Source organism: Halovibrio salipaludis, from assembly GCF_002286965.1.
In the GTDB taxonomy this organism is placed as follows: Bacteria; Pseudomonadota; Gammaproteobacteria; order Pseudomonadales; family Oleiphilaceae; genus Halospina; species Halospina salipaludis.
The window spans coordinates 105,008-126,127 of sequence record NZ_NSKD01000006.1 but is presented as its reverse complement, the minus strand read 5'-3'; the positions used below and the strand labels follow the sequence as shown (position 1 = coordinate 126,127).

Annotated in this window: 15 protein-coding genes; 9 read left to right on the top strand and 6 right to left on the bottom strand. The window is 63.8% G+C overall.

What is annotated here, in order from left to right:
• Positions 1–7: 7 nt before the first annotated feature.
• The 5 genes from CK501_RS12825 to CK501_RS12805 all read left to right on the top strand — a co-directional run bounded on the left by CK501_RS12825 (position 8) and on the right by CK501_RS12805 (position 6,457).
• The gene (locus CK501_RS12825) at positions 8–1,426 is read left to right on the top strand and encodes an FAD-dependent oxidoreductase (RefSeq protein WP_095618139.1); all 1,419 of its coding nucleotides are present in this window, start codon (positions 8–10) and stop codon (positions 1,424–1,426) included.
• Positions 1,426–2,481, top strand: coding sequence for a uroporphyrinogen decarboxylase (gene hemE / locus CK501_RS12820; RefSeq protein WP_095618138.1), 1,056 nt, complete (start codon positions 1,426–1,428; stop codon positions 2,479–2,481). The genes CK501_RS12825 and hemE overlap by 1 nt, the downstream gene beginning before the upstream one ends.
• Positions 2,482–2,501: 20 nt before the next feature.
• Positions 2,502–3,896, top strand: a complete 1,395-nt coding sequence (radA, locus tag CK501_RS12815) for a DNA repair protein RadA (protein WP_095618137.1) — start codon at positions 2,502–2,504, stop codon at positions 3,894–3,896.
• Between the two features lie 73 nt (positions 3,897–3,969).
• Complete coding sequence (locus CK501_RS12810) at positions 3,970–4,743, top strand: crotonase/enoyl-CoA hydratase family protein (RefSeq protein ID WP_095618136.1); 774 nt, start codon at positions 3,970–3,972, stop codon at positions 4,741–4,743.
• On the top strand, positions 4,691–6,457 hold the full coding sequence (locus CK501_RS12805; RefSeq protein ID WP_198949512.1) for a BamA/TamA family outer membrane protein: 1,767 nt from the start codon (positions 4,691–4,693) through the stop codon (positions 6,455–6,457). Before CK501_RS12810 ends, CK501_RS12805 begins: the two co-directional genes overlap by 53 nt.
• Here the strand turns inward: CK501_RS12805 and CK501_RS12800 are convergent.
• Complete coding sequence (locus tag CK501_RS12800; protein ID WP_095618135.1) at positions 6,454–7,422, bottom strand: alpha/beta fold hydrolase; 969 nt, start codon at positions 7,420–7,422, stop codon at positions 6,454–6,456. The two genes, CK501_RS12805 and CK501_RS12800, sit on opposite strands and share 4 nt — an antisense overlap.
• A gap of 127 nt (positions 7,423–7,549) precedes the next feature.
• Here CK501_RS12800 and CK501_RS12795 point away from each other — a divergent pair, with 127 nt between their 5' ends.
• Positions 7,550–8,794, top strand: coding sequence for a saccharopine dehydrogenase family protein (locus CK501_RS12795; protein WP_332888982.1), 1,245 nt, complete (start codon positions 7,550–7,552; stop codon positions 8,792–8,794).
• 13 nt (positions 8,795–8,807) lie between these two features.
• Here the strand turns inward: CK501_RS12795 and CK501_RS12790 are convergent, their stop codons facing one another.
• From CK501_RS12790 to CK501_RS12780, 3 genes are all read right to left on the bottom strand, one after another.
• The gene (locus CK501_RS12790; RefSeq protein ID WP_095618133.1) at positions 8,808–10,706 is read right to left on the bottom strand and encodes a hypothetical protein; all 1,899 of its coding nucleotides are present in this window, start codon (positions 10,704–10,706) and stop codon (positions 8,808–8,810) included.
• Positions 10,707–10,772: 66 nt separating this feature from the next.
• Positions 10,773–12,272 (bottom strand): PH domain-containing protein, encoded by a 1,500-nt coding sequence (locus tag CK501_RS12785; protein ID WP_095618132.1) that lies wholly within the window; start codon positions 12,270–12,272, stop codon positions 10,773–10,775.
• A complete protein-coding gene (locus CK501_RS12780; RefSeq protein ID WP_158223120.1) occupies positions 12,256–12,807 on the bottom strand; it encodes a PH domain-containing protein in 552 nt (183 codons plus the stop codon). Before CK501_RS12780 ends, CK501_RS12785 begins: the two co-directional genes overlap by 17 nt.
• A 20-nt stretch (positions 12,808–12,827) precedes the next feature.
• On the opposite strand from CK501_RS12780, the gene CK501_RS12775 reads away from it, so the two are divergent.
• From CK501_RS12775 to CK501_RS12765, 3 genes are all read left to right on the top strand, one after another.
• Entirely contained in the window at positions 12,828–13,658 is an 831-nt protein-coding gene (locus CK501_RS12775) for a hypothetical protein (RefSeq protein ID WP_143421435.1), read from the top strand.
• A gap of 54 nt (positions 13,659–13,712) precedes the next feature.
• Positions 13,713–15,155 (top strand): HDOD domain-containing protein, encoded by a 1,443-nt coding sequence (locus CK501_RS12770; RefSeq protein WP_095618129.1) that lies wholly within the window; start codon positions 13,713–13,715, stop codon positions 15,153–15,155.
• 66 nt (positions 15,156–15,221) lie between these two features.
• Positions 15,222–17,276: an FAD-dependent oxidoreductase gene (locus tag CK501_RS12765; RefSeq protein ID WP_095618128.1), complete on the top strand. Its 2,055-nt coding sequence runs from the start codon at positions 15,222–15,224 to the stop codon at positions 17,274–17,276.
• Positions 17,277–17,554: 278 nt separating this feature from the next.
• Here the strand turns inward: CK501_RS12765 and CK501_RS12760 are convergent, their stop codons facing one another.
• Both CK501_RS12760 and CK501_RS12755 read right to left on the bottom strand, forming a co-directional pair.
• The gene (locus tag CK501_RS12760) at positions 17,555–19,891 is read right to left on the bottom strand and encodes a TonB-dependent receptor family protein (RefSeq protein WP_095618127.1); all 2,337 of its coding nucleotides are present in this window, start codon (positions 19,889–19,891) and stop codon (positions 17,555–17,557) included.
• Positions 19,892–20,018: 127 nt separating this feature from the next.
• Positions 20,019–21,023: a GlxA family transcriptional regulator gene (locus CK501_RS12755; protein WP_095618126.1), complete on the bottom strand. Its 1,005-nt coding sequence runs from the start codon at positions 21,021–21,023 to the stop codon at positions 20,019–20,021.
• Positions 21,024–21,120 lie beyond the last annotated feature (97 nt).

Genomic DNA, 21,120 nt, shown 5'->3' with positions numbered 1-21,120 from the left:
ACGATTCATGGCTGAACGACTGAACAACAACTTCCAGTTCATTGAGGTCGGGCGCTGCGACCCGGAGAAGGTAGCGGTGACCACCCGCCGCGAGGAATTCGGTGAGATCTACAAACCGTTCCGCAAGCAGGAGGCGGCTTCCCAGTCCCACCGTTGCCTTCACTGCGGCAACCCGTACTGCGAGTGGAAGTGCCCGGTTCACAACTATATCCCGAACTGGCTGCAGCTGGTCTCCGAGGGCAATATCCTCAAGGCGGCCGAACTGTGTCACCAGACCAACTCACTGCCCGAGGTCTGTGGCCGGGTCTGCCCCCAGGACCGGCTCTGCGAAGGGGCCTGTACACTCAATGACGGCTTCGGGGCCGTGACCATCGGGTCCGTGGAGAAATACATCACGGACACCGCCTTCGCCCTGGGCTGGCGCCCGGACCTGTCAAAGGTCGAGTGGACGGACTACCGGGTAGCGGTGATCGGCGCCGGGCCCGCTGGCCTGTCCTGTGCGGACGTGCTGGCGCGCAATGGTGTGAAGCCGGTGGTCTATGACCGCTACCCTGAGATCGGTGGTCTCCTGACCTTCGGCATCCCCGAGTTCAAGCTGGAAAAGCACGTGATGCGTACGCGCCGGGAAGTGTTCGAGGGCATGGGGATCGAGTTCCGCCTGGGAGTGGATGTGGGCACGGACGTGGCCATTGAGGACATGCTCAAAGAGTACGACGCCGTCTTCATGGGCATGGGCACCTACACCTACATGAAGGGCGGTTTTCCGGGCGAGGAACTGCCGGGGGTCTATGAAGCCCTGCCGTACCTGGTTTCCAACGTGAACCGCCGCCTCGGCTTCGACAGTGAAGACGGGCGCTTCATCAACATGAAGGGCCAGCGCGTGGTCGTGCTCGGGGGTGGCGATACCGCCATGGACTGCAACCGCACCGCGATCCGCCAGCAGGCCGCCAGCGTCACCTGTGCCTATCGGCGTGACGAGGCCAATATGCCGGGGTCGCGCAAGGAGGTCTACAACGCGAAGGAAGAGGGTGTGCAGTTCAAGTTCAACCGCCAGCCCATCGCCATTATCGGCGAAGACCGGGTGGAAGGTGTGAAGGTGGTGCAGACCCAGCTGGGTGATCCGGATGAGAACGGCCGCCGCCGCCCCGAGGCGGTGCCGGGCAGCGAGGAAGTGATTCCCGCGGACGCCGTGCTGGTGGCGTTCGGCTTCCGGCCCAGCCCCTCGGACTGGTTTGATGACCAGAACGTGGAAACCGACGACGGTGGCCGGGTTATGGCTCCGGAAACAAGCCAGTACCCGTACCAGACGTCAAACCCCAAAATCTTTGCCGGCGGCGACATGGTACGCGGCTCGGACCTGGTCGTTACGGCCGTGGCCGAGGGGCGCAAGGCCGCCGACGGCATCATGGACTATCTGGATATTTAATGACCCCACTCCAAAACGACAGGCTGTTACGCGCCATCGCCGGCGAGCCTGTGGATGCCACCCCGGTCTGGATGATGCGCCAGGCTGGGCGTTACCTGCCCGAATACCGCCGGGTGCGGGAACAGGCGGGCAGTTTCATGGCCCTGTGCCAGGACGACAGCCTGGCCTGTGAGGTCACCCTCCAGCCGCTGGAACGCTTCGACCTGGACGCGGCTATCCTTTTCTCAGACATTCTTACCATCCCGGATGCCATGGATCTGGGCCTGCACTTTGTCACCGGCGAGGGCCCGCGCTTCCGTAAGACCGTTACTACGGCCGAGGATGTGGCGGCACTGCCAGAGCTGGATGCGGAGCGCGACCTGGGTTACGTGATGAACGCGGTATCCACGATCCGCCGCGAGCTCAACGGCCGCGTTCCGCTGATCGGTTTTGCCGGCAGCCCCTGGACGCTGGCCACCTATATGGTGGAAGGCGGCTCCAGCAAGGATTTCCGCGGAATCAAGCGCTTGATGATGGAAAGCCCGGAGGTCCTCCACGGTTTGCTGGGTAAGCTGGCGGACGCGGTGACCGACTATCTCAACGCCCAGATCCGGGCCGGGGCCCAGGTGGTGCAGATCTTTGACACCTGGGGCGGGGCGCTCAGCCCCCAGGCGTACCGGGCGTTCTCGCTGGATTACATGCAGCGCATCATCGATGGCCTGATCCGTGAAAACGATGGTCGTCAGGTGCCCGTGATCGTCTTCACCAAGAATGGCGGCCAGTGGCTCGAGACCATGGCCGGCTGTGGCGCGGACTGCCTGGGGCTGGACTGGACGACCCACATCGGCGAAGCCCGGCAGCGCGTGGGCGATCGGGTGGCTCTGCAGGGCAACCTGGATCCGTCCACACTGTACGCGCCCGATGATGTGATCCGCAGCGAGGTGGAGCGGATCCTGGGTGAATACGGCACCGGTTCCGGTCATGTGTTCAACCTGGGGCATGGTGTGCACCTGGATGTGGATCCGGACAAGGCGAAGGTTATGGTTGACGCTGTGCATGAGTTCAGCGCCCGCTGAATGCCACGGAGGCGGCAGGGATGAGTAAGCGCAGCAAGGCCCGTACCGCCTACGTCTGCGGTGACTGCGGCGCCGAATACAGCAAATGGCAGGGCCAGTGTGGCGCCTGCGGTGCCTGGAACACCCTCTCGGAAGTCCGCCTCGGGGGCGATACTGCCGGGGAGGCACGTGAGAGCCGATTTGCCGGCTATACCGGCCAGCGTGCCGCGATCCAGTCCCTGGACGACATCGATCTCACCGAGGAGCCGCGCATTCCAACCGGTATCACCGAGTTCGACCGCGTGCTCGGTGGCGGACTTGTAGCCGGTTCCGCCGTGCTTCTGGGCGGTCATCCCGGGGCCGGCAAGAGCACACTCCTGCTCCAGGTACTGTGCGAACTGGCCCGCTCCCAGTCCGTTCTCTACGTCACCGGCGAGGAGTCCCTGCAGCAGGTGGCACTGCGTGCCAAGCGTCTGGAGCTGAGTGCCAGCGGCGTGCGCATGCTGTCGGAAACCGGTGTGGAACGCATGCTGGAGGTGGCCGGCGAAGAAAAGCCGACGATCATGGTGGTCGACAGCATCCAGGTGATGCACGTTGCGGATGTGGAGTCCGCGCCCGGTTCCGTTTCCCAGGTGCGCGAGAGCGCGGCCACGCTGACCCGTTTTGCCAAGCAGAGCGGCGTGGTGCTCTTCCTGGTGGGGCACGTGACCAAGGACGGTGGACTGGCGGGCCCCAAGGTCCTGGAGCACATGATCGATGCTTCACTGATGCTGGAGGGCGACAGCGACAGCCGTTACCGCACCCTGCGCGGCATCAAGAACCGCTTCGGTGCCGTGAACGAGCTGGGCGTTTTCGCCATGCTGGAGCAGGGGCTGCGCGAGGTGCGCAATCCCAGCGCCATTTTCCTGAACCGGGGGTCGGAGGCGGCCCCCGGCAGTGTGGTGATGGTGGTCTGGGAAGGCACACGACCGCTGCTGGTGGAGATCCAGGCCCTGGTGGACGACAGCCAGGGGGGCTACCCCCGCCGCGTGGCAGTGGGTCTGGACCAGAACCGGCTGGCCATGCTGCTGGCGGTGCTGCACCGCCATGGCGGCCTCCACTGCGGCGACCAGGATGTCTTTGTGAATGTGGTCGGTGGCGTCAAGGTGGCCGAGACCACGGCTGACCTGGCGCTGCTCTCCGCTATCATTTCCTCGTTCCGGGACCGGCCCCTGCCCAGGGACCTGGTCATCTTCGGCGAAGTAGGCCTCTCCGGCGAGATCCGCCCCGTGCCCAGTGGTCAGGAGCGGATTCTGGAGGCGGCCAAGCACGGTTTTGGTAAGGCCCTGGTGCCTTCGGCCAATGTGCCGAAACGCCCCCCCGAAGGCATGCAGGTGACCGGGGTGAACCGGCTTTCCGAGGTGCTTGATGCGCTGGATGGCTTCTTTCCCCACTGACGCGTTCGGGAACGGGCGCTATAGTTGGTCGGTACATCCTGCGTACTGAACCCACCATGCGGAGTTCCGCCCCATGACCCGAACCGTGACCGTTGAGAAGGACGGAGCGCTTCACCTGATCCGCATTGAACGCCCTCATGTCCGTAACGCCGTGGATGGTCCCACTGCGGATGCGCTGGCTGACGCATTCCGTGCCTTCGAGAAAGACGAACAGGCCAGGGTGGCCGTCCTCTCTGGTGCTGGAGAGCATTTCTGCGCCGGGGCCGACCTGAAGGCGGTGGCCAGCGGCGACGGCCGTAACCGCCTGTCTCCGGAAGGCGATGGCCCCATGGGCCCCACCCGCATGCGCCTGACCAAGCCCGTTATTGCTGCGGTGAGTGGCTACTGTGTGGCCGGTGGCCTGGAGCTGGCCGCTTGGTGTGATCTCCGGGTAGCGGATGAAACCGCGGTGTTTGGTGTGTTCTGTCGCCGCTTTGGGGTGCCGTTGATTGATGGCGGCACAGTGCGTCTTCCCCGGCTGATCGGGCAGAGTCACGCCATGGACATGATCCTCACCGGCAGGGCTGTGGCGGCGGATGAGGGGCAGCGGATGGGGCTGGTCAACCGGTTGGCGCCAACGGGCCAGGCAATCGCGCACGCCGTGGATCTCGCGCGTCAACTGGCAGGGCATCCCTGGACCTGTCTCCGGGAAGACCGGCTCAGCGCCCTGGAGCAGTGGGGAATGTGCGAGACGGAGGCGATTGCCAATGAATTCACGCACGGGCAGCGCACCCTGTCCTCAGGTGAGACGGTAAGTGGCGCTGCCCGTTTTCGTGATGGCCAGGGGCGTCATGGTGGGGCGGAGTGAAGCTGGAATCCGCCTCCTGAAGCGCGTCCTTTTCGGTCTGGGCGTCGCCCTGGTCAGTGTCCAGGCTCTGGCACAGGCGGGTGACGATGGCAACTGCATAGCCAGCAGCGTCCAGCCCGAAGCCATTGACCTTGATCAGCCACGGGATCAACTGGCCCGCCAGAGTGACCTGGTGATTCCGGAAGGGGCCCGTATTGGCCGCATCCGCATCGTTCGCCGCCCCATTTTCGATACCAGTGAGCCGGAACAGGACAATGTTCTGTTCCGGACGCTGAATACCCTCAACACGCCTACCTGGAAGTCGGCCCTGCGGGCCCAGCTCGTCTTTGACCAGGGCGATTCCTATGAACCCGGTTTGATTGCGGAATCCGAGCGGATCCTGCGCCGGAGGGAATACCTGACGGCCGCCTGGGTCGGCGTGACGCGGATCTGCGGCGATGAGGTGGAGGTAAGCGTCCTGGCCCGGGATACCTGGACGCTGCTGCCCAGCTTCGGTGCTTCCCGTTCCGGGGGCGAGAACACGACGAATGCCGGCCTCTCCGATCCCAATTTTCTCGGTTCCGGCAAGAGCCTGGGCGTTTCCTACACCAGTGATCCGGACCGCACCGAAACCAGCCTCGATTTCGACGACCCCAACGTGCTCGGTTCCCACTGGCAGACCGGTTTCTCCTACGACGAACGCAGTGACGGGCGTGGCCGCAGCGCCTACCTGGAACGCCCCTTCTACAGTGAGCAGTCGGGATGGCGTGCGGGGCTCCGGGGCGTGGACGACGTGCGGGAGGAGTCGCGCTTTGTGGGGGCAGAGGCCATCGCCGATTACCGCCGCAACCATGAGTACGCCAGTGTGGACTGGGGGTGGCGGCTGGCGGAACGCGGCGACCGCCAGCTGCGGCTGCTCGGGGGCTATCGTTATGAAGCCTTCGCATTTGAGCGTCTGCCGGATGAACCGGCCCTGGATGTGCTGCCGGAGGACCGGACCCTGAGCTACCCATGGATTGGCTTCGATTACCGACAGAATCGCTTCCGGGAGATGGTGAACCTGACCCGGCTGCAGCGGGTGGAAGACGTCCGCGATGGTTTTGTGTGGCGCACGGAGCTGGGCTACTCATCGCCCGGGCTGGGGGCCACCGAGGATCGGGTGGTACTGAATATGTCGTTCAGCGATGCCCTTCTGGCCAGTGACACCCGCTATGCCCGTTATACGCTCAGCCAGAGTGGTACCTATCGGCTGGATGAGAGCCGTGTCGAGAACCTCCAGGGCACGTTCAGCCTGGACTATTTCCATGGGGGGTCGGTGCGCTGGAACAGCTGGTATACCAATCTGTCATTCACGGCGGCACGCAACCTCACCGCGGACCAGCAGCTGCTGATCGGTGGCGACAATGGCCTGCGGGGTTACCCCAGTGAGTACCAGCAGGGCAACCGGCGTGCGCTCTGGACGCTGGAGCGGCGTTATTTCCCGGATTGGCATCCGTTCAGCCTCTTCCGTATGGGCGGTGTGTTGTTCACGGACGTGGGACGGGCCTGGTTTGATGACGGGCGTCACAATGGCCCGGACAATGGTGTCCTGAAGGATGTGGGCTTCGGGCTGAGGCTGGCCTCCAGCCGGATCGAGGTGCAGCGGATGCTGCACCTGGACTTTGCCTTCCCGCTGGATGGGGACGACAGCATCGACCAGGTGCAGGTGCTGTTAAGGGGGCGTACCCGCTTCTAGTTCAGCCCGGCCTGCTGCCCGGAATTGCCGGCCGCTTCGCGGATCAGCGCGCGCATCAGTTGGGCGGTTTTCTCGGGCGCCTCGATCATGGGCATATGCGCGATGTCCTGGAGGATCTCCAGGCGACTGTCCGGGATCGCTTCCGCCACCAGTGGCGCATTGGCGGCGTCAATGATGCGGTCATCAGCGCCCCACAGGACCAGTGTTGGAGCCTGGATGCGCGCCAGCATGGCCCGGAAATCCATTTCCCGGTCCGCCTCCATGTCCTCGAAAATCTTCCGGTTGATGTCTCGGTTGCCATAGGCTTCACGGGCCATTACGGCGCTTACCGGCCAGGGGATAAAGGGAGGCTCGTTCATGGCGAAGGCCATCAGCTCGTCGTAGTCCGACGGATCGTCCAGCACCAGAGGGTTCTCCCCTCTGGCCAGGTGTCTGTCCAGTTCCGCCGGGTGGTCATGGATGCCCGCGGTATTGAGAAGCGCGAGGCTGGCAACCCGTTCCGGGTATTCCGCTGCGGCAACGGCGACGATGGCGCCCCCCATGGAATTGCCGGCCAGGTGGGCGTGCTCGATCTCCAGGCGGTCGAGAAGTTGCATCAGTCGCTGCGCCTGGCGGGGAATACCATAGGCAAGCCCGGGATCCTGGACGCTGTCGCCATGGCCGGGGAGGTCAGGGGCAATGATGTTGTACTCACCCTCCAGCTGCTGGGCCAGCTTCAGCCAGTTCTCCTTGTTGGCGCCGAAGCCGTGAACCAGTATCAGGGTCTGGCGGTTGTCCCGCATCTCCGGCGTGCGCAGGATGCTGAGCTCACCGTACTCGAACGTCAGCTCCTGTGATTCAAGGCCGGCGGCGCTGGTTTCGTAGTTGATGGCCGCGTCGTGGATGGACTGCTGCATGCTGGAACACCCTGCCAAAAGCAGCATGGACAGCAGCAGAGTGATGATACGCAGGGCGCATTTTTCCATCTGGATCTCCCGTTCCCTGAAAAAGGGTCCAGAATAGCGGCTCCCCCAGCTGTCATCCAGCGTTCTGCGTGCGTATCATCACGGCAGTTGCCATTCAACGGCTTTAATGGAACCGCAGAGGGAAACCATGATGAACCAGAACGGATACGACGTTGTTGTCTTCGGTGCCACCAGTTTTGTGGGGCGCATCCTGGCTGAATACCTGCTGCATACCTTTGGTGTGGGCGAGGACCTGACCTGGGCGATTGCCGGTCGTTCGGAGCAGAAGCTGGAAGCGCTGCGCTCGGAGCTGGGCTCCATGGCGGTGGATCTGCCCGTGATCGTGGCGGATGCCTCGGACGAGGCAGCACTCCAGTCCCTGTGTGACGGCACGCGTGTGGTCATCTCCACCGTCGGGCCCTATGCACTCTACGGTGAGCCCCTGGTACGGATCTGTGCCGAGAGTGGTACCGACTACTGTGACCTGACCGGCGAGGTCCAGTGGCTGCGCCAGATGATCCAGAAGTATGAGGACACGGCCCGGAACTCGGGAGCACGCATCGTCAATTGCTGTGGCTTCGATTCCATTCCCTCGGACATGGGGGTCTGGTTCATGCAGGAGCAGGCGCAGGCGCGTTTCGGCAAACCGCTGACCCGGGTGAGTATGCGGGTGAAGGCGGCCAAGGGAGAGCTTTCCGGCGGTACTGTCGCCAGTCTTCTGAATGTGGTGAAGGAGGCGTCCTCCAATCCGGAACTGCGCCGGGAGCTCGCCAACCCCTACTCCGTCTGCCCGCCGAACCATGGCTTCACCGCGCGCCAGCACACCGTGAAGAAAGCCGAGTATGATCCGGATTTCCAGGCATGGACCGCACCTTTCGTGATGGCGGCGATCAACACCCGGGTGGTGCATCGTTCCAACGCGCTTTCCGGCAAGGCCTACGGCAGTGACTTCCGCTATGACGAGGCCGTGCTGGTGGGCAGGGGCCTCAAGGGGCGTGCCACCGGCTGGGGCATGACCGGTTTCATGGGGGGCTTCATGCTGGGGGCTTCCATTGCACCGACCCGCTGGCTGCTGGAACGCTTCGTGGTGCCGAAGCCCGGTCAGGGCCCTTCCCGTGAAGCCCGCGAGAAAGGTTTCTTCGATCTGAGATTCTTCGGGGAAACCGAGGACGGCGAAACCCTGCGCGGCAAGGTGACAGGGGATCGTGATCCCGGCTATGGCGCGACCTCGAAAATGCTGGGGCAGGCCGGTGTCTGCCTCGCCCGGGATGTTGACCGGGAACAGGTCGGGGGTGGCTTCTGGACCCCGGCCACGGCGCTGGACGGCCAGCTGCTCGAACGGCTTCAGAATGCCTCGGGCATGACCTTCGAGCTGCTTGAGGACCAGGCCTGAGGGGCGGGGCTGGTCAGCTGCTTTCCACCTGTCGCAGAAGCTGGCCGAGAAGTCCTTCCGCCGCCTCGATGGGCGCCCGCCACTCCTCATAGTTGTGGACCATGGCGGGCGCATGGGGAATCGGGGGGGCGTCGTCCTGCTCGTCATCCCGTGCGGAGTCCGAGATGAACTGCAGCCGTTCGGGGTTGGCGTCAAAATGCGCCACCAGAAAGTCACGCACGTTCTGTGACAGGGGCATGCGGTAGAGCTTGGTCAGGCGCAGGGCAATCAGTTCGGCCGCCGGCCCCAGGTTGTCCGAAAGCTCCTTGACCACGGCCGCACCAAGTCCCGCCTTGGCATCCGCGCTGAAGCTCATTTCCAGTCCTTCCAGAAAGGCCCCGCGGCTGCTTTCCAGTGCGCGCTGGACACTGGGGTTGTCCAGGTCAAGCAGCGGCCTCAGGATCAGCAGTACCCTTATGGCCAGGTGCTTGGCGTGCTGAATGGACATGGGCGAGTCATGCCTCAGCACTCCCATGTTGCCCGGTTCAATGCCGTGGTCGTCCAGGTAGCGAACGAACTGGTTGGCAAACTCCAGTTTCTGTTCGTCATTGAGCGCGATGGTGCTTTCGCGGATGCGCAGCCCCTCGCCCGGCAGTGCCAGGTTCTCGTTCTCGAACAGGCGTTCGCGCAGCAGTGTCCAGCGCTCCAGGGCGCGGACATAACGCACGTAGCGGTCCTGGAGGCGTCCCACCGTCTGGCGGGTGAGCTTGGCATAGCGCAGTGCCATGCGCAGGTTGCGGACGGCGTGGCGATTGGTCTCGAGTTCATCCCGGCCGGACCAGCGCAGGCGCCCGACCAGACGTGTCAGCGCGTTACTGGTCTCCTGCAGCAGGGTGTCGGTGTCGGCATCGAGAATGCTGTGGTCCAGCGATGTCAGGCGGGTCTCGATCAGGAAGTAGGCCAGCTCGCGCAGATAGAGCACGGCCGAGGCCTTCACCTGCCGGTAGGCATTGTGCCAGCGTTCAAGCTCGTCCAGGGCCCTGGCCAGCTGCCAGTCGCCCTCGTAGTCAAGGGTCAGTCGGGTGATCTCACGGCCGCTGAGGAGTTCGAAGGCCAGGCCCAGGATGTCTTCCACGTCCTCCAGGGTCATCAGGGACAGATCCTCCTGATGCGCCGCGGCATAGACCTGGCTGATGAAGTGGTCGCCACGGGCCACGCCCTCGTCCTGGTTGGGCGCAAGCCCCTGGAGGCGTTCGCGCAGCAGGTCGGCGATCTCGCCCGAGTATTCCTTGAGCTGCGTCAGTGCGGCCTCGATGTGTTCCTCGTACCGGAGATTGAGATCCCGGATGCGGCTGAACATACCGGCGCGCCGGAAGACCTCGATTTCTTCCGCGATGGTGGCGAGGGTGTTGTCATTGGTCAGGTCAAAGACGGCAACGGAAATGGTGTTTGATCCCAGATCCTGCTTGCGCAGGAGGATCGAGGCGGCGTCGCGCTGGCGCTCGGGCTTGGTCAGCGTGCCCAGATGCAGATCCCTGGTGGTGAAGATCAGGTCGGGGATCATATCCAGGGTGCGGGTGACGTTAGCCCGTACCTTCTCCTGTTTCCTGCCCCGGATGGTGGTTGCCATGATGCGGGCGATCACGCCGATGATGGCGGCGATGAACACGTAGATGGCGAAGAAGAGGTAGGTGCGGAGTTCAACGGGCTCGCCGTAACCCAGCAGCGAGCCACCCTGCAGTGCCAGGAAGGTTACCGGTCCCGCGGTCCAGAGGAGTTGGGCAAGGGTCAGGGTCCAGGGGACTTCGCGGGTGCTTGAGACCAGATCCTCAATGCGCGTCCGCCCGACCCGTTCCAGATTGATCGTGGTGCTGTCGTCATCGGTATCCCGATCGTTGTGCTCGAGACCCTGGCGGTTGAGAAGCTGGAACAAGTTGGTCGACCCGGTATCTGCAGGTGTTTTCCGTAAATTCTAGCACTTACAGCTCATGGTGGGGCGTTACAGCCAGGGCGCGCGGCTGGTTTCCACCTGCCAGAGAAGATGGTCCATGAGGCGGGTTCCGGTCTCCCAGGGGATGAAGGGGATCCGGAACCCTCCGGAGCCCAGCCTGATGCCCAGGTTGGCCAGGCCCGCGCGGCGCTGCAGCGGGTTCTGGAACAGTCTCAGCGTCTGCACCCGATAGGCGTCGAACAGGGTGTAGTGGCACCCGATAAGGCCGCCGCGCAGGATCAGCCGTTCACCCTGCAGGCACCAGCCCTGGCGGCGCCAGTTGAGCAGGATCAGTGGGGGTACCGGCAGGAAGAGGGCCAGAGTCCAGGCCGGTACGTCACTCACCGTTACCCAGCCAGCAGTGATCACGGCCAGCAGCCCCCAGAACGCGAACCGTGGCAGCATGAAACGGGCACTCACCTGCTGGAAGCGGAGGCTGTGCCAGTCCAGGTCCGGGTAAAGTGTTTCGATGACACGGGCCTGTTCATCGGGCGTGAGGGAGGGGGCCATGAGGACGCCACCGCCGCCATCCGGCTGGTCCGGCAGCGAGGGGCCGATGGGATGGCAGCTGAGATGGTGGCGCCGGAACAGGCGGGCCACAAAACTCTGTGCCAGATGCAGGTGCTGGATGCGCTGGTGGCGGATGCCCTGCTCGCGCCGTGTCACCAGCCCGGAGGTGACACGGTAGCGTTCGCCCTCCCGGAACAGCTGGTAGCCCTGGTAGCGCAGCAGCGCCATGGTCATCGAAGCCAGAGCCATCAGTAACAGTAACAGCAGTATGGCCAGCGGCAGCACCAGGAAGTCCGGAAGCCAGCCCGGCATGGCCTCAAGCAATGTGTTCATGGCCTGCTCGGCCTGCTGGTTCCGGGCATCCCCCATATTCCGGGTCAGTGCGCCCAGCAGCGAGGCTGCAATGGCGCCGCCCCACAGGATGGCCGGGCTGCTGATGCCGTAGATGATCAGGTCCGAGGGGCGGCGTCTGAGCAGCTCCTGGGTGGTGGGAGAGTCGGCACCGGCGGCCTCTGCCTCCGGCGCCTGCCGGGAGGGCGTTTCATTCAGGGCGCGATCCCGGAGGCCTTCCGCCTCGGCCAGGGGAATGCCGGGCAGGTGCACCTCTTCGCTGGCGGAGCCCGCGGATTCAATGGTCAGCCGAGCGAGCCCGAAAGGCCTGAGGTAGACCGGGCGCTCGAGCCGCACGTTCTGTATGCGTTCGAACGCCAGGGTCAGCTTGTGCCGGATGAACACGCCCTGCTGCACCTGGATGGCGCCATCGTGGACACGGTAGAGGAACCGGAGCCAGCCCATGACCGCCATGACCACACCGAGGAGAACCAGTGTCAGGGCCGTGGTGGCGATCATCAGGGGGGATTCGCGTGCGAACGCCACCGTACCCGCGACCAGCCCCAGCAGCGGGCCCGGATTGCTGCCCACCAGCTGGCGCAGAAAGTTCAGCCCATGATGGATAATGGCCAGTGGGGAGACCCGGTGCCAGTCACTGCTGTACGTCATCGTCCCCGCCGGCGTTTCCGGGGTCGTCTGTGTCCTCGGCCTGGTTCAGCAGGTACTGGCGCAGCTGCTGCCCCAGGGTCTCCTCCAGCCCCGGAATCACCAGGTCCGCCTGCTGACCGCCGGCACCGTAGCACTTGAGGGTGACCAGCCCGAACCAGCGCTCCAGCGGGCCGTTCTCGGTCTGGATGTGCTGGATGCGGTTACGCGGGATGACGGTCGTACTTTTCCAGAGCAGGCCCTCATGGAAGAGAACATCCTGCTCACGGATGGCGTAGCGTTTGACCCTGGCCGCGGGATAGCCGAGCAGGGTCGGGACCAGTAGTGCCAGCCAGACGGCTGACGTCAGCATGGCGTTGAAGGGGATGACACCCAGGGTGCTGAGCACGAGCCCTGCGACCCCGGCCGGCAGCCAGAACCCGAGTCCGCTCAGCAGCACCATGCGCGCATAGTCCGGCGCCAGGCGCTGCCACCGGGCTTCTTCGATGCTGGGCAGCTGCTGGGGGAGCAGGCTATGGTTGGAGAAAAACGTCTGCATGGACATCCAGGGGGCCGGATATGAGAGTGACGAGTATCAGGGGCGTACGCCCACTGTTGCAAGCGCTTGCCGGGCTGGCCTTCATGGTTCCGGCCGCCGGCTGGGGGGACGGTTTCCTGGAATGGCAGCAGTGGCGGGATTACGACGCGCCGGGCCCCGCAACGGCCGCGGAGCCCGTCAGCCGTTCCGTTCGCGGTCTGCAGGTGGGAGACCGGCAGGGGCTGCGTTTTGTATGGGACTACCAGCCGCTGCGGATCCGGTCCGGCCAGCCCGCCCACAATGGCCACCTGCACCGCGTGGCATTGGAGACCCGGCAGGAGCGCGGCGCCTGGCAGCTTTATGCCAGGGCAGGCATCCATGCGACTTCCAATGTGCTCAAGCATCAGGACGCCCATTCCGATGTCTGGGTCGGGCGTCTCGGGCTCTGGCGTGACCTGACCGCCAGCGGAGGCTGGGCGTTCGGGGTGCGCGGGGACCATCGCTTCGGCCGTTTCCAGTGGGTGCCGGCGCTGCGTGGTGGCTTTGCCACGGATGGCGGGCAGCTGGGGCTTGATCTGCCGCGGATGGTGCAGTGGCGCAGCCCGCGCGGGCGCTGGTCGTTTCGGGCGGCGCGCCTGGGTGACAAATGGGGGGCTCTGGACGATCAGCGCCGGCTTGAGAGCACGGTCCGGCTTGAAGAGTGGCGCCTGACCCTGACCCGGCGTTTCAACGCCCTTTACCGGGGGCTGGGCATGGAGCTGGGGGCTGGCATGAGCCTGGACACCCGCGTGCGTTACCGGGAGGAAAGTGGCCGGCTGATCCGGCAGACACTGGGGGATCAGCCGTTCCTGCTGGTCCGACTGCACTGGTGATCTATACTGGACTGATTACCGGGCATTCATGAAACGGCTGTAGCGAGAGGTGTCATGGCCGAAACGGAATCCACACAGCCCCCGACCCGCGGGTCGTCCAATAACTGGGTGCAGTACCTGAGCCAGGTGGAAATGCCGGTTCTGGCGGAAACGCTGAGAGAGATCAGCAAGCTGACGGACAGCGACAGCTCCACCGTCAACCAGCTGGCGGATGTCATCCTCAAGGACGCGGACCTGACGTCCCAGGTCCTGAGACTTTCCAATACGGTGTTCTACAATCGCTCGCGGGTGAGCGTGAGCACTGTCAGCCGGGCCATCACCCTGATCGGTTTTGATGCGGTGCGTGCCATGGCCATCTCCTCCCTGGTGATCGATGCACTGCTCTCGCGCAATCCGCGTACTCACCTGCTGCGCTGTCTGGCGCGGTCGCTGCATGCGGCCGTCCAGGCCCGCTCTCTGCTGCCTTCACGCAGTGCCGAGAAAAAGGAGGAGGTCTTTGTGGCCGCGCTGCTCAGCCATATTGGCGAGCTGGCGTTCTGGGCCTGCCGTATTCCCCAGGCCGATGAGCTGGACCGTAAGATGAACCAGATGGATCCTGTGGAAGCCCAGAAGGAGGTTATCGGAGCAAGCTTTGCCAGCATTACGCGGGGGCTTGTGAGCACCTGGTCTCTCGGACCGCTGGTGAGCGAGGTGGTTTCGTCGGGGCGCGCGAACTCAGCGGCGTCGTCACTGGTGCGCTATTCACTGACGCTGGCGGAAGCCTCCGAGCGCGGCTGGCAGGACCGGGAAGTGGACCAGGTTGTGGACAAGCTGGCCCGATCACTGAAGCAGCCCAAGGATGAGTTGCTCGAAAGCATCCAGGAGAACTCCCGCGAAGCGGCGGAGGTGGCGGTGTCTTACGGTATGCCCCAGGTCACGGCCCTGCTGCCGGATCGGGATGACAGTGGTGCTCAGGGTGAAGGCCAGCTGGACTCCCACGGTGACCCCATGCTGCAGCTCCAGATCCTGCGGGAGCTGTCGGAACTGCTGGTCGACAACCCGGACCTGAACCTGGTGTTCCAGACGGTGGTGGAAGGCATGCACCGCGCCATCGGGCTGCAGCGGGTGGTGCTGCTGATGCGCGATCCCAAGGGCAATCACCTGGTCACCCGCAAGGTCCTGGGTGAGGGGACAGCGCACTGGCGGGATGAATTCGTCATCGATATGAACGATCGGGATGCGTTACTGACCAGGGCAGTACTGCGGGGCGAGTCGTTTCACCTGGAAAAGCCGCAGGAAAAGCCCTGGAAGAATCTGGATCGACCAGGGTTCGATCGCCACATCGGGCGCCGTGCCGGCCTGTTCGGTCCGCTGATGGTGGGCGAACGGGTTGTTGGCCTGTTCTATTCGGATAACAGTGATCTGTTCCAGCCCCCGGGCCAGGAACAGTTCCAGGCGTTCAGCCACTTTGTTCAGCAGGCCCAGCTCTGTCTGAACAACCTCTCCGAGAAGGGCTGACTCCTGCCCCGATGCCGTGTGTGCTAGACTTCTGCGCCCTGTCAGTCACCGGCGTCGGAGTCGAAAATGACCAGTCACAGTGCCTATCCCAACCTGCTTGAACCCCTGGACCTCGGGTTCACCGAGCTGCGCAACCGGGTCCTGATGGGCTCCATGCACACGGGCCTGGAGGATCGGTTCTGGAACCTTCACAAGATGGCGCGTTACTTTGCCGAAAGGGCCGAAGGCGGCGTGGGGTTGATGGTAACCGGTGGGTTTGCCCCCAACATGGTCGGCCAGCTGGCGCCGTTTTCCTCCACCATGAACAACCCGGCCACGGCGCGCCTGCACCGCCATGTCACCGGTGAGGTTCACGATGCCGGTGGAAAGATCTGCCTGCAGCTGCTCCATGCGGGGCGTTACAGCTACCACCCGTTCAGTGTTTCGGCGTCCGCCATCCAGGCGCCCATCAATCCCTTCAAGCCGAGGGCGCTTTCCACACGGGGCGTGGAACGCCAGATCCGGGCGTTCGTGGATGCCGCCCGGTACGCGCAGAAGGCCGGGTATGACGGCGTCGAGGTCATGGGCTCCGAAGGCTATTTCATCAACCAGTTCCTGTGCGGGCGCACCAACCTCCGGACGGATAAGTGGGGTGGCCCTTTCGAGAATCGCATGCAGCTGCCGGTCGAGATCGTACGTCGGATCCGGGAGGAAGTCGGGCCGGAGTTCATCCTGATCTATCGGCTATCCATGGCGGACCTGGTGGAAGGCGGCCAGAGCTGGGACGAGGTGCTGATGCTTGGCAAGGCGATCGAGCAGGCCGGTGCCACCCTGATCAATACCGGGATCGGCTGGCATGAAGCACGCGTGCCGACCATCGTCACCTCGGTGCCGCGGGCCGCCTTTACCGGTGTGACGGCCAAGTTCCGGAATGAGGTCGAGATCCCGGTGGTGACCACCAACCGCATCAATGACCCGGCCACGGCCGAGACCGTGCTGGCACGGGGTGATGCGGACATGGTTTCCATGGCCCGACCGCTGCTGGCGGATTCGGAGTTCGTGCGCAAGGCCGAGCAGGAGCGCGCGGATGAGATCAACACCTGCATCGCCTGCAACCAGGCCTGCCTTGACCATGTCTTCCAGGCGAAGAAGGCGAGCTGCCTGGTCAATCCCCGCGCCGGGCGTGAGACCGAACTCAATCCGACCCTCGCTGCTGTGCGCCGTCGTGTGGCAGTCGTGGGTGCCGGCCCGGCCGGGCTTGCCGCTGCCACGACAGCGGCGAGGCGGGGACATCAGGTGACGCTGTTCGAGGCGGATCCGGTGATTGGCGGTCAGTTCAACTATGCCAAGCGGATTCCCGGCAAGGAGGAGTTCGCCGAAACCCTGCGTTATTACAATCGCCAGATCGAACTGCTGGCCATCGATCTCCGTCTCAACACCCGTGCCGATGCGGATGCTCTGGTTGAGGAGGGCTTTGACGATGTGGTGATCGCCACGGGCGTGAAACCACGGACCCCGGAGATCGAGGGAATCGACCACCCCAAGGTACTGGGCTATCTCGATGTACTCCGTCGTGATAAGCCCGTGGGCCGGTCCGTGGCCATCCTCGGGGCAGGCGGTATTGGCTTCGACGTGGGTGAATTCCTGACCCATGATTTCGAGCATCATCCCGAAGGGCAACAGATCTCGGTTGCCGACTGGCAGCGCGAATGGGGTGTCGACCCGAGCTGGGAGGCGCCGGGCGCGCTGACGGAGCCCCATCCGGATCCCTCGCCGCGCCAGGTCTACCTGCTGCAGCGCAAGACCTCCAAGCCCGGCAAGGGGCTGGGCAAGACCACCGGGTGGGTCCACCGGGTCCAGCTGCGTAACCGGAATGTCGAGATGATTCCGGGCGTGCAGTACCGGCGTATTGATGACGAAGGGCTGCACATCAGTGTCCAGACGGAGGACGGTCATGAGGACCGGGTCCTGGCGGTGGACAATGTGGTGGTGTGCACGGGGCAGGAGCCGTATCGGGATCTGTCGGAGGAGCTGACCCGGCGCGGTGTGATCACCCATCGGATCGGCGGCGCGGATGTCGCCACGGAACTCGATGCCAAGCGGGCTTTCCAGCAGGGGACCGAGGTGGCGGCTGCCCTGTAAGGAAGAAGGGGGCCAGAAGGCCCCCCGAGGATGCGACGTCCCTGTCATGCCATGACCCTGGCGGGTCGATTGCCCACTATCGAAGCTCAGCTTCGATGGTTTTATATTAGGTGATAAACACTCTCAAATGCAAATAAAAATCCGTTAATTTTTGGCAGGGTGTGACCTGTGCCCTCTGGAGTAAAGGGAAGGCGCCTCGTGCGCCATGAAAAAGGGCCCGAAGGGCCCTTTTCTGTCACTGTTGCGTTCCTGTCAGTCCGCACTGTCCGTGGGGCATGTCAGAAGTTCACTTCAACACCGGCCCAGTAGGTGCGCGGCATGCCGGGGCGGGCACCCGCCGGGTTCCAGGATGAGATGTATTCCTCATCCGTGGCGTTCTCGACGCTCACAATACCGCTCACCTGTTCGGTGAAGGCGTAGCGCCCGGAAACGTCCACCAGGAACCGGGACTCAATGGTCTCATCCGCGGGGATAGCGCCACTGCCGGCCTCGGAACGGGCATCGCTGACGTAGTTGCCGGTCACGTCACCGGACCAGGGACCGGTCTCGATGCCAGCGCTGACGGTCAGCTGATGCTCGGGGATATCCGGCAGCTCATCGCCTTTCTGGGCATTACCCCATGTAGCATAGTTTTCAATGTTGTCGCTTTTGAATTCCGATTCCGTGTAGGTGTAGGTCATGCTGAGCGGCAGGTTGACCCCCAGCTGCTGATCGGCACCGAGGTCATAGAGCGCTGTGGCTTCCAGGCCCCGGATTTCGACTTCACCACCATTGAAGACCGTGGAATCATTGACCTCATCCTGGCTGCACCCACTTGAAAGGCTGCACTCGGCCACAAGGTTGTCATAGTCGTTGTAGAACGCGATCAGCTCAGAGGAAAAGGCGCCCTGATTGTAGCGGGCACCCAGCTCGTAGTTGATGCTGGTTTCCTCCTCGGCATCGGGATCAGATCCGGCAGGGGAGAAACCACGGTGCACGCCGCCCAGCAGCGTCAGAGCATCGCTGACCCGATAGGTGGCACCGATGCCCGGTGTGACCACGTCATAGCTGTTCTCCCGGCCACCGGTGACGGTGTTCCGTGCCACATCACCGAACTCGGTGCGTTCCAGGTCGATGGACTCGTAACGCACGCCCGGCATCACCTGCCAGCGCCCGAAGGACATGGTGTTGAGCACGTAGCCCGCAATGGCATCCGCTTCCGTCTTGCGGTTGGAGCCGGTGCGCGGGCCGCCGCTGGTGCCGGTGAACACCATGGAGCCGGTTTCCGTCATGGCGTACTCATCGTCCCACTCATGCCGGTCGATCTCGTCCTCGTGGATGCGCAGACCCACGTCCAGCTCGTGCTGGACATCGCCTGTGGTGAAGCGGTAGCCGAGTTCCGTCTGGATGCCCTGGCTGTAGTATTTGCGGTTGCCGGCATCGACTTGCCCGACAAATTCGTTCGAGCCACCGAAGGCATTTGCAGAATCAGGTTCTCCTCTGAGCCAATCAAGCCGGTCGGCAAACTGACTCGGATTTCCGATGATGCTGCTGTGACTTTCTCCGGAATCGTCTACGGCGGAAAGGCCGGTGGAACCCTGTGCCCCGCTGGAATCCGCAACACCACCCAGCTTGTACCAGTTGCGCTCAAAGTTGTTGCGGTACAGCGTGGTGCTCAGGTCGAGATCCTCCGAGAATTCAATGTAGTGGGTCAGGCTGTACTGTTCCCGCTCGCTGTGGAACCGGTCCTGGGCCGAGGCGGCATAGCGGCGGTAGGGATCCTTCCGGAAATCGGACAGGGTCTGGCCCATGTAGCTTTCGTTGGCGTCGCGCTCGCCCATGCCAACCTTCAGGTCCACCTGCTGGTAGTACTCGGCGCCCGGGGCGGAGTGCCAGCGCAGCTTGCCCACGAATTCGCGGCGCTCGAAGCCGGTGTCGCGCTCGCTCAGGTTCTCGCTGCGCTCGCCCTGCACATCACGCGGCGTATCCAGATCCCGGAAGCCATCGGAACCATCGGTGTAGCCCTCGATCATCCAGCCCCACTGCCCCTCGGAGCCGCCAATGTTGGCATGATGGCGCTCACCGCCGTCGGAGCCGAGCATGGACTGGATGCGGCCACTGAATTCCTCGGACGGGATCGGCGTCGAGATCATGTTGAGGGCGCCGCCATTGGTGTAGGGGCCGTACTGGATGGCGCTGGAGCCCTTGCGGACCTCCACATTGTGCATGCGCCCAACCGGCGGGAAGTAGTAGGCGGAAGGGGCTGCATAGGGAGCCGGAGCGGCCAGGATGCCGTCCTCCATCAGCGTGATCTTGCTGCTGCGGCCGGTGGCTGTGCCCCGCATGCCGATGTTCGGGAAGAGACCGAAACCGTCCTCCTGGCGCATGTTCACGCCCGGGATCTGCCTGAGCACCCGGATGGGGTCACCGTAGTTGTGCCGGTCCAGGGCTTCCTCATCGATGACATGGGCCGAGCCGGGCACATTGCTGATGCGTTCCGGTCCGCCGGTGATGGTCAGCTGATCCAGCGTGAAATCCTGCTGGGATCCGCCTTCCTGGGCCTGGGCGGCACTTGCGGTGAGCGCGGCGGCTATGGCCAGGGTAAGAGTTCTGCGTCGGGATTGGAGGTTCTGCATGGTTCTTCTGTCTTCCTCTGGTGAACTGAAAGCTGTACTCGGTGATCAATAAAAATAATGAGAACGATTATTGGATGCGAAAGATTATTCGCAGATTGGTGCAGAGTCAACCTTTCCCGGATGCAGGTTATCCGGAGGGCGTTGAAGGCAGAAATCGGCTGCGGTAGGCCCCCGGCGTCATGCCGGTACGGGTATGGAAGAGCCGGGAAAAGGCGCTGGTGTCTTCGTAACCCACGGCCCGGGTGATTTCCGCCAGGCGCCGGTGGGGCTGTTCCAGCAGTTTCTTGGCCTTTTCCACGCGCAGTTGCTGGAGGTAGCGCAGGGGGGTATCGCCGGTGGCATTGCGGAAGCGGCGCTTGAAGGTGCGCGGGGTCATATGGAAGTGCTCGGCCAGCTGGTCCATGCGGATGGACTCGGCGAGGTGTTCCGCAAGCCAGTCCTGTACCGCGCTGATGGCCTCGTCCTGGTGGTAGCGCCGGGCATGGATGCTGCCGTAGGCGGCCTGGCTTTCCCGGCCCATGTCCATCACGAAGGCCCGTGCCAGGGCGCGGGCCGTATCCACGCCGCAGTAGCGTTCCACGAGGAAGAGGCCGAGGTCCAGCCACGCCATGCCACCGCCGGCGCAGAAGACGTTGTCATCCGCGGTGATCAGCCGGTGGGGGCGCAGGTCCACTTCCGGGTAGCGTTCACGGAACAGGCCACTGTAGCCCCAGTGGGTGGTGGCCTCACGACCGTCCAGCAGGCCGGCTTCCCCCAGGAGGAAGGCGCCGGTGCAGTTGCTGGCCAGGTCGCGGCCCTCGTCATGCCAGCGCCGGAGCAGGGGAAGCAGCGTCCGGTTGGCATCCAGGGTCCCGTCAACGTCGCCGCCGATGGTGGGAATGATCACAAGATCGGCCTGTGGTGTCGTGTCCCAGCGGCTGCCGGCCATCAGGCTGACGCCATTGACGCAGTGACAGGGGCCACCGTCAGCGGTCGCGAGGGTGACGCTGAACCTTGGTTCCGGCTGCTGATCGTGGATGCGGGCCCAGGTCACACCCGCCATCCGGAACAGATCCATGACGCCGGTAATGGCGGTGGCCAGGGCTTTCTCAAAGCCGATGACGGTGACCTGGTAGTGCTCGGGCTGAGGCATTCCGGCATCCATGGTTGGCAGGATCCGCCAATATTGTGTCATTGATGACAGTAGGCGGCCATGGTCGGTTGTGGCAGTGTGGGCGTGGAATGAATCA